At 46.1% G+C, this 15,208-nt stretch carries 11 protein-coding genes; 2 read left to right on the top strand and 9 right to left on the bottom strand.

What is annotated here, in order from left to right:
• Positions 1 to 1,078 (bottom strand): peptide chain release factor 2 gene (gene prfB / locus ACO1NU_RS05890; protein ID WP_448817539.1). Its coding sequence is split into 2 segments (ribosomal slippage): positions 1 to 1,017 and positions 1,019 to 1,078, totalling 1,077 coding nucleotides; the frame shifts between segments, so codons are not numbered across the junction.
• Positions 1,079 to 1,133: 55 nt separating this feature from the next.
• Here prfB and pgi point away from each other — a divergent pair.
• Entirely contained in the window at positions 1,134 to 2,783 is a 1,650-nt protein-coding gene (gene pgi, locus ACO1NU_RS05885) for a glucose-6-phosphate isomerase (protein ID WP_448817538.1), read from the top strand.
• 55 nt (positions 2,784 to 2,838) lie between these two features.
• Here the strand turns inward: pgi and ACO1NU_RS05880 are convergent, their stop codons facing one another.
• The 6 genes from ACO1NU_RS05880 to secA are packed head-to-tail and all read right to left on the bottom strand — an operon-like array spanning position 2,839 to position 11,644.
• A complete protein-coding gene (locus tag ACO1NU_RS05880) occupies positions 2,839 to 3,897 on the bottom strand; it encodes a glutaminyl-peptide cyclotransferase (protein ID WP_448817537.1) in 1,059 nt (352 codons plus the stop codon).
• A 14-nt stretch (positions 3,898 to 3,911) separates the two neighbouring features.
• On the bottom strand, positions 3,912 to 4,271 hold the full coding sequence (locus ACO1NU_RS05875) for a YraN family protein (protein ID WP_448817536.1): 360 nt from the start codon (positions 4,269 to 4,271) through the stop codon (positions 3,912 to 3,914).
• Entirely contained in the window at positions 4,271 to 6,181 is a 1,911-nt protein-coding gene (dnaG, locus tag ACO1NU_RS05870; RefSeq protein ID WP_448817535.1) for a DNA primase, read from the bottom strand. Before dnaG ends, ACO1NU_RS05875 begins: the two co-directional genes overlap by 1 nt.
• An 11-nt stretch (positions 6,182 to 6,192) precedes the next feature.
• Complete coding sequence (locus ACO1NU_RS05865) at positions 6,193 to 7,131, bottom strand: hypothetical protein (RefSeq protein ID WP_448817738.1); 939 nt, start codon at positions 7,129 to 7,131, stop codon at positions 6,193 to 6,195.
• 4 nt (positions 7,132 to 7,135) lie between these two features.
• Positions 7,136 to 8,320, bottom strand: a complete 1,185-nt coding sequence (locus ACO1NU_RS05860; RefSeq protein ID WP_448817534.1) for a M20 metallopeptidase family protein — start codon at positions 8,318 to 8,320, stop codon at positions 7,136 to 7,138.
• 9 nt (positions 8,321 to 8,329) lie between these two features.
• Entirely contained in the window at positions 8,330 to 11,644 is a 3,315-nt protein-coding gene (gene secA, locus ACO1NU_RS05855; protein ID WP_448817533.1) for a preprotein translocase subunit SecA, read from the bottom strand.
• A gap of 418 nt (positions 11,645 to 12,062) precedes the next feature.
• Here secA and purD point away from each other — a divergent pair, with 418 nt between their 5' ends.
• A complete protein-coding gene (purD, locus tag ACO1NU_RS05850) occupies positions 12,063 to 13,337 on the top strand; it encodes a phosphoribosylamine--glycine ligase (protein ID WP_448817532.1) in 1,275 nt (424 codons plus the stop codon).
• Between the two features lie 79 nt (positions 13,338 to 13,416).
• On the opposite strand, the gene ACO1NU_RS05845 is transcribed toward purD, so the two are convergent.
• Positions 13,417 to 14,553, bottom strand: coding sequence for a redoxin domain-containing protein (locus tag ACO1NU_RS05845; protein ID WP_448817531.1), 1,137 nt, complete (start codon positions 14,551 to 14,553; stop codon positions 13,417 to 13,419).
• A gap of 153 nt (positions 14,554 to 14,706) precedes the next feature.
• On the bottom strand, positions 14,707 to 15,015 hold the full coding sequence (locus ACO1NU_RS05840; RefSeq protein WP_448817530.1) for a hypothetical protein: 309 nt from the start codon (positions 15,013 to 15,015) through the stop codon (positions 14,707 to 14,709).
• Positions 15,016 to 15,208: the final 193 nt, after the last annotated feature.

The raw sequence follows: 15,208 nt of genomic DNA, 5'->3' as shown, positions 1-15,208 counted from the left end.
TTAAAACTCCATCAAATAAGCTTTCAGAAAATCGTTCAGGTCGCCGTCAAGAACGGCCTGAGCATTTGAAGTCTCATGATTCGTCCGAAGGTCCTTTACCAGCTTATACGGGTGCAGCACATAGTTTCTGATCTGCGATCCCCATTCAATTTTCTTTTTAGATCCCTCAATCGCCGCTGTCGTCTCCATGCGCTTACGCAATTCAGCTTCATACAACTGCGACTTCAGTAAGCGTATCGCATTTTCTTTGTTCTGTAGCTGAGAGCGGGACTCCTGGTTCTTGATAATAATACCAGATGGCTTATGGTACAGGCGAACCGCAGTTTCTACCTTGTTCACGTTCTGACCACCTGCTCCGCCTGATCGAAACGTTTCAAATTCGATATCTGCGGGATTAACGTCGATCTGAATCGTATCGTCAACTAAGGGGTATACATACACAGATGCAAAAGAGGTATGCCTCTTGGCATTTGAATCGAATGGAGAAATGCGCACCAAACGATGTACTCCCGTCTCGCCTTTTAAGTAGCCATAGGCAAATTCGCCGTCAATCTGCAGCGTTACAGACTTAATTCCTGCAACCTCACCCTCCTGCAAATCCTGCTCCGATACCTTATAGCCATTTTTCTCAGCCCACATAATGTACATACGCATCAGCATATAGGCCCAGTCACAGCTCTCCGTTCCTCCTGCTCCTGCGGTAATCTGTAATACCGCATTCAGCTGATCTTCCTCAGAGCTGAGCATATTCTTAAACTCCAGCTCTGCTAAGAGCTCAAGCGTATTCGAATACTGCTCTTTCAACTCGGCTTCATCGGCTTCGCCCGCCTGAAAAAATTCCAGCATTACCGCCGTATCCTCAATGGCTGTTTCAACCTTGACGATACCATCTGTCCAAACTTTTTTTGATTGTATGGAATGCAAAACCTTCTCTGCATTCTTAGGGTTGTCCCAGAAATCAGGAGTTAATGACAGCTCCTGTTCCTGATGTAATTCATCAAGCTTCCGGTCAATGTCAAAGATGCCTCCTCAGGGAAGCTGCTCTATCCCTCAAATCCTGCAATTGTTCTTTAGTCATGGAACAAAGGTAGAAATTAAAAAAGGAGTTTTATATTCGCTTAAAATAAAAGCATATGCTTCCTAGAGTAAACTTTACAGACACAAAATCTTACCAATATTTATCTGATCACCTGATTGATATAAGCGAAAAACACTTGAAAGATCTCTTCAGCGAGGACCCTCTTCGCTTCGAAAAGTTCTCCATCCAGTTTAGCGATATCCTTCTTGATTATTCAAAAAACCGCATTACCGACAAGACCATGGCCCTGCTTATTCAGCTGGCACATGAATGCGGGTTGAAGGATGCGATCAATGCGATGTTTAACGGAGAAGAGATTAACGAGACGGAAGGCCGCGCGGTTCTTCACACCGCATTGCGCAACCAGAGCAACACTCCTGTATTAGTGGATGGGGAAGATGTAATGCCGGATATTAACGAGGTCCTCGGCAAAATGGAGACCTTTACCGAATCTGTTATCAGTGGTTCATGGAAGGGTTATACGGGCAAACCGATCACTGACGTAGTCAATATCGGTATCGGGGGTTCTGACCTGGGTCCTGTAATGGTAACCGAAGCTCTTAAAGCCTACAAAAATCACCTGAACCTGCACTTCGTTTCTAATGTTGACGGAACCCACATCGCGGAAACGCTGAAAACCATAGATCCTGAAACAACCTTGTTTCTGATCGCGTCAAAAACGTTCACTACACAGGAAACAATGGCAAACGCACATTCTGCCCGCAACTGGTTCCTCCAATCAGGTGCAACAGAAGCTGATGTTGCCAAGCATTTCGCAGCCTTGTCTACCAATGCGCAGGCAGTTACAGCATTCGGAATCGACACAAACAATATGTTCGGCTTCTGGGACTGGGTAGGTGGCCGCTATTCGCTCTGGAGTGCAATCGGCACATCCATAGCCCTCGGCATCGGGTTCCAGAACTTTAAGGCACTGCTCTCCGGCGCACACGCCATGGACAAGCACTTCCAGGAAACTGAGTTTGAACAGAATATTCCAGTCATACTCGCCCTTTTAGGGATCTGGTACAACAACTTCTTCGAAGCTGAAAGCCACGCAATTCTTCCGTACGACCAGTACATGCATCGTTTTGCTGCATATTTCCAGCAAGGTGATATGGAAAGTAACGGTAAATATGTCGACCGCAACGGTAATGCAGTGAGCTATGAAACCGGCCCCATCATTTGGGGAGAACCAGGCACAAATGGCCAGCATGCCTTTTACCAGCTGATCCATCAGGGGACAAAAATGATTCCTTGTGACTTCATCGCTCCCGCGCAGTCGCATAATCCAATTGGCGAGCATCATACCCTTTTGCTATCCAACTTCTTCGCCCAAACAGAAGCGCTGATGAATGGAAAAACAGAGGAAGAAGTTATTGCAGAACTAAAAGCTGCCGGAAAATCTGAGAGCGAAATCGCTACCCTCGCGCCATTCAAAGTATTTCTTGGTAACAGACCTACAAACTCCATCCTCCTCAGGAAGATCACTCCTGAAACCCTGGGTGCTATGATTGCGATGTACGAGCACAAGATCTTCGTACAGGGAATCATCTGGAATGTCTTTAGCTTCGACCAGTGGGGCGTAGAGCTCGGCAAGCAGCTGGCAAACAAAATTCTTCCGGAGTTGAAAGACGACCAATCGATCAGCTCCCATGACTCATCAACAAATGGCTTAATCAACCAATACAAAGAGTGGAGATCATAATAACAGAAAAGGGCCGGAAATAGAATCCGGCCCTTTTTGTTATTCAACAGTTTCTTTATTGGACTTCCTTGAGTTTGATTTCAAATAAGGTATTCCATTTCTTCCCGGTTACAAACAACCGCTTTCCTTGAGCGTCCCAGGCAATGCCGTTCAGCACATTCGTATTCTCGAAGCGATCCTTCGCAGGAAGTAAACCCGCCATATTGATATCACCGGTCACCGCTCCGCTACGCGGATCGATCCTGACGATCCGATCTGTCTCATATACGTTGGCGTAGATCTGCCCGTCTATCCATTCAAGCTCATTCAGCATCTCAACTGGTCCATTCTGATCATAAACCTCTACATAGCCCTCTTCAAGATAGCTGTCTTTATTAAGTGTGTAGATCCTGTTCGACCCATCCGACTTATAGATCTTGGTGCCGTCAAAACACAGTCCCCAGCCTTCAGCACTCGCCTGGTACGGAAACTCTGCCAGCTTCTCGAAAGTCGACTTGTTGTAAACAAAGCCGATCCGGTTCTGCCAGGTTAGCTGAATCAGCTTGTCCCCAACCAGCGTAATTCCTTCTGCGAAAACGTTCTCCGGCATATCCAGTTTCTTCAGCACCTTTCCTGTTGTTGGTTCCACCTTTCTCAGACTTGACCCTCCTATGTCCCCTTGCGACGCATATCCTCCATCACTTTCATAAAAGATGCCCTCGTGATATTCGAGCCCTTGTGTGTAAGCAGAAGAATCATGTGGAAAGGAATTTACAACCTGATAGGTATAACGCAGAGGAGCGTTTTCAGGCAATACAACTACGTTTGTGCTTGTCTCCTTCACATCATCGCCGTGAAAAATCTTCGCTGTCACTATCCTGATCCCCAAACCCAGATTGGCTGAGGAAACACTCAGTGCTCCGGTATCCTGCTTACTTCCTACATAGGTGGTATCCAGCAGATATTGTACAGAATCGAATGTACCAACGTCACCTAAGCGCAAGGTAAGGGTACTACCCCGTTTGATGCGGTTCCCCTCCTCCGGCGAAACAAAATACGCCGATTGGGTCAACTCTCGCTTGCAGGATGCAAACACAGAAACGAACAAACAAAATATAATAGCAGTCTTTTTCATTTAAACTTTAGTAATTATCCCCAGAACGCATCTTCGATATGGTTAATCTTATATTTTCCTCTCGAATCAAACAACACAGATACAATATCAAAACGAATCTCTCCCCTGTAATCATGCTGATAAATATAGCCTTCCGCAGCCCACTGCAAACGTTTCTGTTTGGATGGCGACACGAAATCTTCCGGTAACCCGAACTCGGTACCCGACCGGGTTTTAACTTCAACAAAAACAATATAACGGTCAAAAGACGCTATTATGTCTACTTCTGCTTTTCCAAAGGTCCAGTTCCTGGCGATAATCCGGAAACCCAGCTCCTGCAGATAATCAGCAGCAAGCCCTTCTCCATATTGACCAAGCTGATTATGTTCCGCCATTATTTTACAACTACAGAACCCAGAAAGCTATTGATCCCCTTCTCGACTTCCTTGACACGTAAGTAGCGCTGCATCAGGATCATTTGATTATCCTCATCCTTTTCGTTCTGTATCTCATCCCGGATGCTTTTCAAAATATCGTCGACCTTTCTCTTCTTCAGATGAAATATCCCCCCCAGAATAGTGGCGCGCATATTCTCCGTTTCATTTTTCACATAGATCTTCCGCTTATCGTACCAATTGTCACTCAGCACATAAGGGGAAGACATCAGCGAAACCGTAAGGTCGGCAATTTGCTGATCCTGGCTCTGGATAAAATCCTGAACGGTCGGCAGTTCTCCCTGCTCAATACGGGCGGCATATTCGGCAATAATCGCCTTACATACCGGATCATCAAATGAGACATCCGCCATATTCGAGATCACATAGGGCGCAATATAGGTGTCCGTTATTCCATCCCAGTGCACCAGTTCATGACCGTAGTTTAAGAGCAACCGGACGATCTCCCTTTCTTGCAGCTGCTCCGCCACGCGTGTCTCTGCACCGAAATCCATTTCATCCGGCGGAGGCAATGGCACCGGCTCTTCCTGCCGCGGAGTCCTCATCTTACCTTGACGCAGCTTGTTCAGCTCCGTAATCAATGAACGCTCATCAATCTGCATCAGGGAGCTGCATTCCCTCACGAAAACCGAAGCCTTGATACTATCGGGAATTTTGGCAATGCTTTCCACCACCTCCCTGATAACACCTGCCTTCTTGATAGGGTCATTACCCGCATCCCGCAAAAGAATGGAGGTCTTAAACAGAATGAAATCTTTTTGATTCTTCTCGATATAGCTCTTGAAAGCTGAACTGCCGAGCTTATGTACGTACGAGTCGGGATCATGCCCGTCAGGGAACAGCACAACACGCACGTTCAGCCCTTCCTCCAGGATCATGTCGAGCCCGCGTAATGATGCTTTGATACCCGCGGCATCACCATCATACAGAATGGTAATATTCTTCGTAAAACGCCCGATCAGGCGAACCTGCCCCGAAGTCAGCGATGTACCCGATGAGGCCACCACATTTTCAATACCCGCCTGGTGCACAGAAAGCACGTCGGCGTACCCTTCAACTAAATAGCAGTTATCTGCATCCCGGATAGCCTTCTTCGCGAAATAAAGACCATATAGAACGTCGGATTTGTGATAGATTTCACTCTCGGGAGAGTTGACATATTTGGGGACCTTTTTATCGGTCTTCAGTGTTCTTCCGCCAAATCCAATGATCCTGCCGGTGAAGCTATGTATGGGAAATAATACCCTCGCCCTGAACCGGTCATACAGCCGTCCCTTATCGTTTCGGATAGCAAGGCCGGCATCCTCTATAAAATTTTCTTTATACCCTTCGCGGAGAGCCGTCTCTATAAACGCATCCCAGGAATCCGGTGAATATCCAAGCTCAAACTTCTTGAGGATATCATCCCGAAAACCACGCTCCTTGAAATAACCCAACCCGATGGTTTTACCCTCATCGGTGTTCCACATGGTGTCCTGAAAGAACTTTCCTGCGCGTGCGGATATTACATATAGACTTTCACGACGCTGGTCAGCCTCCTGCCTCTCAGGAGATTGAACAACCTCTTCTACTGCAATATTGTATTTATTCGCAATATATCGGAGCGCTTCGGGGTATGAATATTTCTCATGGTCCATGATGAACCGGGTCGAATCACCTCCCTTGCCGCAGCCAAAACACTTGTATATACCTTTGCTTACAGAGACATGGAAGGACGGAGTCGCCTCATTATGAAAGGGACATAAGCCGATCAGACTGGTACCTCTTTTCTTGAGATGCACAAAGTCTCCCACCACCTCTTCAATCCTCGCTGCTTCCAGGATCTTATCGACTGTCTCTTTTGGAATCATAGAAAAACCTGCTATTTTTCTCTTTTGTAGCCCTTATGGAGGATGAGAAAGCTTGCCCGCTCCTCCTTCTTAAATGGAATATCCCAGTTTCCCTGGTATGATATTTTAGTAGGAAGGATGGATTCTCCCTTGTCAAAATATCCCATCTCTATATTCATCTTCACGTCAAAGTCAAATGCCAGGTTCCCGTACTTCATATCCACAGAACGTCCCAATATCTGCATATTCCGTTTATCGAATATCGTATTCAGCTCCTTAATCATCAGTCCGCTTTTGGTCCAGCCCGACAGGTCATCCTTTACCTTCACACGAAATGTATAAATAGGAATAGAGTCGAGATAAGTTCCGTTAAAGAAGGTATAATCATAATACTGCCTCATGTTGGCACTGAAAATCTGTGTCTTATCTCCGATAATGGGCACCCCTTTAACAGGCTTCCCCGGCGTAAAAAGAAGTGTCTTTAACTTATCCTTATAAGACTCATTTCCCTTCTTCTTTGCATCAGATGCCGACTCGCTTTTTACAAAGTCCGAATTGTATGCATTCATAAAGATGTAATCAAACATCTCAACGGTATATAACTGGTATTTGCCATTCTTTTTTAAAAGCTTGCCGCTATCCTGTTTCGCCAGGATCTCCTGCTTGTACTTGCCGGCGTTATTATGAAAGATTTTACGGTAGATCTTACCTTCTGTTCTGTTCTTCTTATCGAACGTAAACACCCGGTTTTCTGCCGTAAAGCTATAACGCTTCATATTTCTGAACGCCTCATAAAAGCTTGTATCAGATGTCACCTTATTGATGAACATCTGTACGTTGATACGTTCACCCACAACACTCACTGCTGAGTCCAGTTGCACCGTAAGAACCGTGTCCGGGTTAAAGCGCTTGTACTCCTGCGCACCCGCTGTACCGGCGAAAAGCAATAAAAACAGGATCAGTCGATTCATCATATTAATTCCCCAAACGCTTAACAGCCATATACGCCATCAAGCCGGTGCTACATGCCAGTGCGGTCTCATCAATATCAAAGGTTGGCGTATGTACAGAGGATGTAATACCCCGCTCTTCGTTCCGCGTTCCTAGACGGTAAAAACATGCATCCGTCACTTGCGAGTAATACGCAAAATCTTCGGCAGCCATCCAGATGTTCAAATCTTCAACGTTCTCTTTCCCCAGATAGTCTTCAGCATAAAGACGGATCTCTGCAGTCAGTTTCTCCTCATTAATAAGAAAAGGATATCCGTTTACGATATTGAACTCGCAGCTTCCGCCCATTCCCTCAGCGATGGACTCCGCCATCTTCTTCATTCGTGTATGAGCCTCAGCACGCCACTTCTCATCGAGGGTCCTGAAAGTCCCCTCCAGGTAAACCTCATTAGGAATAACATTAGTTGCACCATTAGCAATCACCTTCCCAAAAGACAGTACTGTGGGAAGCCGCGGGTCGGCTATACGACTGACGATCTGCTGCAGGGAGACAATAATATTGGCCGCTATCACTACAGGATCAATATTCTCCTGTGGTTGTGCACCATGACCTCCTTTACCCTTTACAGTAACATAGATTTCATCTGTAGAGGCCATATACTTGCCTGGCCGGATTCCGATTTTTCCCGCGTCGATAAGCGGCATCACATGCTGCCCGATAATTGCCTGTGGCTCCGGATTCGTCAGCACGCCTTCTTGGATCATCATATTGGCTCCTCCGGGAAGTTTCTCTTCACCCGGCTGAAATATCAGCTTTACGGTTCCTCCAAATTCGGCTTTCAGGCTCTGCAGGATACGTGCAGTTCCCAGCAATGACGATGTGTGAACATCATGTCCGCAAGCATGCATCACGCCCTCATTCTGCGACTTATAAGGCACGTCATTCTGCTCCGTGATGGGTAGCGCATCCATGTCTGCCCGAAGAGCGATTACTTCATCAGAGGGTTTGTCCCCCTTGATAATACCCACTACTCCGGTTCCAGCTAAAGGATGCCAGCTGATGCCCAGTTCGTCCAGACAGGACTTTACAAAGGCTGCCGTATTAAACTCCTGAAACGATAGTTCAGGGTTAGAATGCAGAAAACGGCGATGTGTTACTACATCGCCGTAAATATTCTCCGCCAATTGTCGGATTTTATCTTTTAACATCTTAATAATTTATTCTAAGCCTGCACCATGACAGTTCTTATATTTTCTGCCACTTCCGCAAGGACATGGATCATTCCTTCCAATTTTTTGCTCTGCACGTACAGGCATTTGCTTCTGAGGTTCACGTGTATCTTCCATTCCCGGAATAGCACCGCCATCATTTGCTACTGCAGCAAGTTCAGGCTTCGAAACCGTCAGCTTCGACATATCCTGCTTAGGCTGAGGTCTCGCCTCGCGTACCTCCTCTGATTCCTGCATCGGAATTCCGCCTTTGTACAAGAAACTAACTACATCCTTATTGACAGAGATCAGCATTTGCTTAAAGAGGTTGAACGCCTCCATCTTATAAATCACCAACGGATCTTTCTGCTCGTAAACAGCGTTCTGTACAGATTGCTTCAACTCATCCATTTCACGCAAATGCTCTTTCCAGGCATCGTCGATCAGAGCCAGAACAACTGTCTTTTCAAACACTCTGAACACCTCACGTCCCTCAGTCTCTACTGCCTTCTTTAAGTTAGCGGTAACCTGAAGTCCCCGGATACCATCAGTAAACGGCACAATAATATTCTCAATCATATCACCGCGCTCCTGATATACCTGCTGTAACACCGGCAGAGCCTGGCCGGCTATTGCCTCTTTCTTACGTGCGTAAAAATCAGAAACTTTGTTAAACACACGCTCCGCTAATTTCGGAATAGAAGTTTCAGTGAACTCCCTGTGGTCAACTTCCGGATCAAGGGAGAACACGCGGATGATCTCCATCTGAAATCCCTCGTAATTCGCTGTCTCCTTGTATTCTGTTACAATATCTTCAACGGTATCATAGAAGGTATTACTCAAATCCACTTCCAGACGCTCACCATACAAAGCATTCCGGCGCTTGGTATACACAACAGTACGCTGTGAGTTCATTACGTCATCATACTCCAGCAAACGCTTACGTATACCGTAATTGTTCTCTTCTACTTTTCTCTGTGCTCTTTCGATAGAACGGGTGATCATCGAATGCTGGATCACTTCTCCCTCTTCGATACCCATGCGAAGCATGATATTCGCGATCCTCTCAGAACCGAACAAACGCATCAGGTTATCTTCCAGTGAAACGAAGAACTGAGATGAGCCCGGGTCTCCCTGACGTCCCGCACGACCACGTAGCTGACGGTCAACACGTCTTGACTCATGTCGTTCAGTACCAACGATAGCTAAACCTCCCGCGTCTTTCACGCCTGGGCCGAGCTTGATATCCGTACCACGACCTGCCATGTTGGTAGCAATGGTAACAGTACCCGCCGTACCTGCTTCAGCTACGATATCAGCTTCTCTCTGGTGCAGCTTCGCATTCAGTACGTTGTGCTTGATGCCTCTTAATTTCAGCATACGGCTTAACAGCTCCGATATTTCAACAGACGTAGTACCTACGAGTACCGGTCTGCCCGCCTGTGTCAAGGCAGTGATCTCATCTGCAACTGCGTTATATTTTTCGCGCATGGTACGATAAACCTTATCCTCCATGTCCTTGCGCTGAGTCTTCACGTTGGTAGGAATTTCCACAACGTCCAGCTTATAGATCTGCCAAAGCTCACCTGCCTCAGTTACCGCAGTACCGGTCATACCACAAAGCTTGTGATACATTCTGAAGTAGTTCTGCAGGGTAATCGTAGCATAGGTCTGCGTCGCATCTTCAACCTTCACATTTTCCTTCGCCTCAATAGCCTGGTGCAAACCGTCTGAGTAGCGACGACCATCCATGATACGGCCGGTCTGCTCGTCTACGATCTTGATCTTACCTTCGTCAATGATGTACTCAACATCACGTTCAAATAAAGTGTATGCTTTTAGCAGCTGGTTAACCGAGTGAATACGCTCCGATTTAATGGAGAAATCACGCATAAGCTCGTCTTTCTTCGCAATCTTTTCCTCATTGCTTAAAGTAGACTTCTCAATTTCAGCGATCTCTGTACCCACGTCAGGCATTACGAAAAAGTGAGCATCCTCTCCTGATGTAGTGATCAGCTCAATTCCCTTTTCTGTCAGCTCAACCTGATTATGTTTCTCATCAATCACAAAGAAAAGCTCAGCATCTGCCTTTGGCATTTCCTTGCTCTGATCCTGCATGTGATAGTTTTCGCTCTTCATCAGGATCTGCTTAATTCCTGGTTCACTCAGGAATTTGATCAGCGCCTTATTCTTCGGTAAACCACGGTGTGCACGTAATAAAGCCAGACCACCTTCTGTCGGGCCTGTTTTGCCTTCTGCAATAAGCTTTTTAGCCTCGTTCAAAACGCCGGTGATATAGTTCTTCTGAACATTTACCAGTCGCTCGATCCTTGGTTTTAAATCATAAAATTCATGCTCATCACCCTTTGGAATAGGTCCGGAGATGATCAAAGGTGTACGCGCATCATCAATCAATACGGAGTCAACCTCATCGACCATGGCAAAATGCAACTTACGTTGCACCTGGCTCTCCTTATTCTGAGTCATATTATCCCTCAGATAGTCAAAGCCGAATTCGTTATTTGTACCAAAGGTGATATCAGCAAGATATGCCCTGCGGCGTTCTGCTGAATTTGGCTGGTGCTTGTCGATACAATCCACCGTCATGCCGTGGAACTCGAATAATGGACCGTTCCACTCCGAGTCACGTCGGGCGAGATAATCATTCACCGTCACAATATGTACACCGTTACCAGCTAATGCATTCAGGTAAGCAGGCAATGTACCCACTAAGGTTTTACCCTCACCCGTTGCCATCTCGGCGATTTTACCCTGGTGAAGAACAATACCACCGATCAGCTGAACGTCGTAATGGATCATATTCCAGGTCACTTCCGTTCCTGCAGCGATCCAGGTATTATGGTGAATGGCCTTGTCGCCTTCAATAACAACATTTGGCTTACGTGCCGCCAGATCCCTGTCAAAGTCATTAGCCGTTACAACCAGCTTTTTATTTTCTGTCAGCCTTCGTGCAGTCTCCTTAACAACAGCGAAACCTTCCGGAAGGATATCCATCAGTACACGCTCAAGCTCTTTGTCACGATCTTTAATTAATCTATCGATTGACTCGTAGAGATCAGTTTTCGCATCCATTGAAAGCTCGGGAGCTTCCGCCTGTTCCTTCAGGCTGGATATTTCACTATCAATTTCAGCAAGCGCCTCTTTAATAATGTTCTTGAATGTGAATGTCTTTCCCCGAAGCTCATCATCCGATAAGATCGCCAGAGTAGGGTAAACCGCTTTGATCTTTTCAACGATAGGTTGAATCTGTTTTATATCGCGATCAGATTTACTTCCGAATAGTTTATTTAAAAATCCTAACATGTGTAATTTGATAATGGTGTCATTTGACCAACAACTGCGCCATCGTAAAGCACATCGGCCAATTTGACATAATAATGAGCGAAATTAATGATTTCGATCGATTTAGAAGAGGGATATTGCATTTAATAGCAACCGGCAGATGTTTTTACAGGCACGTGGAAAAGAGGCCACCCGCAGCGCTTCCCAGCGATTTCCTTACAGCAGTTTTGAACATGTTATAAGTGGCCGACAAACTGTGTTTCCGTCATCGTGGCGATTTCACTGATCAGAAGATCAATGCTCCTGTTAGTTAGCTCGAATATACCGAGTATATACCCAAGCGGAAATATCAACAGTAATCTGGATGCCGTACAGCACACTCCTAACCATCCTGAAATAAACTCCTTTCTCCTTTCCTCAATTCCTATATCTTTGCTAAATGAACATTCTTTTACTTGGTTCAGGCGGAAGGGAAAGTGCTTTTGCCTGGAAAATAACTCAAAGCCCCCTCTGTGATGAACTATTCATTGCTCCGGGAAATGCCGGAACTGCCGCATACGGCCAGAATGTAAACCTGAAAGTGACCGACTTCAAAGGTATTCGTAGCTTTGTCCTCGAAAACAATATCAGCCTGGTGGTCGTTGGTCCGGAAGAGCCTCTTGTAAAGGGAATTCATGACTATTTTCTCGCAGATGAAGACCTGAAGACCATCCCCGTGATTGGTCCGCGCGAGGAGGGAGCCAAGCTGGAAGGCAGCAAAGAATATTCTAAAGCTTTCATGCGCCGTCACTTTATTCCAACAGCCGCTTCTGCGTCCTTCACCATTCATACACTCAATGAAGGACTGGCGTATCTGGAAACTCACAGACTTCCCGTTGTACTGAAAGCAGATGGCTTGGCTGCAGGAAAAGGGGTGCTGATCTGCCAAACGACTGAAGAAGCACAATCTGAATTGATTGCCATGCTTCAGGATGCCAAATTCGGAGAAGCAAGCAGCAAAGTTGTCATAGAGGAATTTCTAACAGGAATAGAACTTTCTGTATTCGTTCTTACTGACGGACATTCCTATAAAATCCTGCCGGAAGCGAAAGACTATAAGCGCATCGGCGAAGGAGATACAGGCCTGAACACTGGCGGAATGGGTTCCATCTCCCCAGTTCCATTTGCAGACAAGGCATTTATGGAGAAGGTCGAGAACGATATCATTCGTCCTACAATCAACGGATTAAAAATCGACCAGATTCCATACAAGGGTTTTATTTTCATCGGACTAATGAACAAGGATGGCGAGCCTTTCGTGATCGAATACAATGTTCGCATGGGAGACCCTGAAACAGAAAGCGTGATTCCTCGCATAGAAAGCGATTTCCTCGACCTTCTTTTAGGGGTTGCAAACGAAAACCTGGCAGAAAAAGAATTGATCATATCCGACAAGACCGCGGCGACGGTCATGCTTGTAGCAGGTGGGTATCCCGGAGAATACATGAAAGGGAAAACCATTTCCGGCATCGAAAACCTCAGAGATTCTCTTGCATTTCATGCCGGCACCATATTGGAAGATAACCTCGTAAAAACTGCCGGCGGACGGGTTCTGGCTGTAACATCGTTACAGGACAACCTTTTTGATGCCGTGCAGCAAGCTGTTGCGGATGCAGGCAGGATCTATTTCGACGGGCGATATTTCCGTGCAGACATTGGCTTCGACCTGATCTGATAACCTGAGATCTCAAAGAGATAAAACAAAAACGGGGAGCTAATATTAGATCCCCGTTTTTGCATAACCTACTTTTCCTTTATAGCAGTTCCGCTAACTTCTTCTCCAGGTCAGCTCCCCTGAGATTTACCGCAACAATCTTCCCGGTCGGATCAATCAGATAGTTCTGAGGAATCGAACGGATACCATACATCTTCGCAACCTCATTATTCCAGAACTTCAGATCCGATACCTGGGTCCATGTCAGGCCGTCATCCTTAACAGCTTTCAGCCATGCGTCCCGCTGATTCTGACGATCGAGCGACACACCCAGTACGGTAAAGTTTTTGTCCTTGTATTTGTTGTATGCCTGTACAACATTCGGATTCTCCTGTCTGCAGGGTCCGCACCATGATGCCCAGAAATCAAGCAGCACATACTTACCTTTAAAATCCGACAACTTAACCGGCTTTCCATCCGGGTCATTTTGCGTAAAATCCATCGCAATCGCACCAATTGCGGTTTTCTTACCGGCTTCCATAGCCGTTATGAGAGACTGAAGGGCGGCTGACTTCTGCAATTCCGGGCTTAAAGACTTGATCAGCGGATCAAGCTCTGATGCCTGAGGATCCCGGCCAGCAATAGAAAGGATGGAATTCACACTCACATAGCTCGTTGGGTTTTCCTTAACAAACTGAGTTAAAATCTCCTTTTGTTTTTCCTGCAGCTTCTCCAACCTGCTCTGCAATTCTCCTACAAATTCCTGTGAAGCTTTCTTTTCCGCAGATGCCGCCTGGTACTCAGCATCTAATGCAGTAAACTGTGCGGATAAATCTTTAAGTCTGCCGCTCAGGATCTTATTCTCTGTATTGACTTTACTTCCCTTGATCGAAGCTGTCGCAAGCGAATCCTTGCCTTCAATGGAATATTCCCCTTTATGCACGTAGAACCTCAGCATGTCGGGCTTCGAAGTGGACTTGAGAGAATCAAATCCCACGCCTTTAGCATCCATAACGATCAAGCCTGAACTTGGTTCTGAAATACTTCCCTCGAAAGAGAAGTTACCGTTAACGACAGCTGCCGAGTCAGTAACCGAAGTCCCTCCGTCCTGGTAAAGCAGAAATACTTTAGCTGGCGTGTTAAATGAGCCAATTTTCCCTTTGATCTTGTATGGCGAACCTTGTGCAAAGATCACCAGTGGTGATAAGGCAAGTGCCGTCAATAATAATTTCTTCATTCTAATAAATATACACGGAAAACGTTTCAATCTCCCGATTAGTGTTTTCCGAAGATCGAAACTTTTTCAGACTTCAGGATCAGCAGCATGCAGAAATCAGACAATCATTCTACATCTGATACAAAAAGAGCCGGAATTACCCGGCTCTTTTGACTAGTTTGATGTTACTTCTGTTTCCGAAACGATACTCGCTGAGTTTTCCCGCCTGTCGTCCTTTTTCTCCAGCTTGGCAGAGCCCTCTGGCTTGTAGATGGCCCCTGTAGCAAAATCCACTACAGCACCCGGCCAGAATAAAAGAATGTCTGCGATTAAGGCGACCGCTCTGATCGGACGGGATGGCTCTCCCGGAGCAGGTTTTGTTCTTTGCACCTGCGTAACTCTGCCGCCAAAGACAGTGGCACATGAACTGAACGTACAGCATAATACTGCTGCGATTAAAAGTTTAGATAAAGTTGTCTTCATGACAAAAATTTAGGTGAGTCCGAATGTATGAATCCGTATGATTTCCCAGGAAAAAGTGAAAAAATTTATTTTGAAACAGCACAACCTGAACGCGAAAACCACTCTCAACATCTGTTCATCTCGAACTCACCTAAAAGCTAGCTGTACAAGAGCCTGCTCTCGGGGAAGCCACAGGTACATTGCCGGAATAAAC

Source organism: Arcticibacter sp., assembly GCF_053551015.1.
This window is presented reverse-complemented; position numbering and strand designations above follow the sequence as displayed.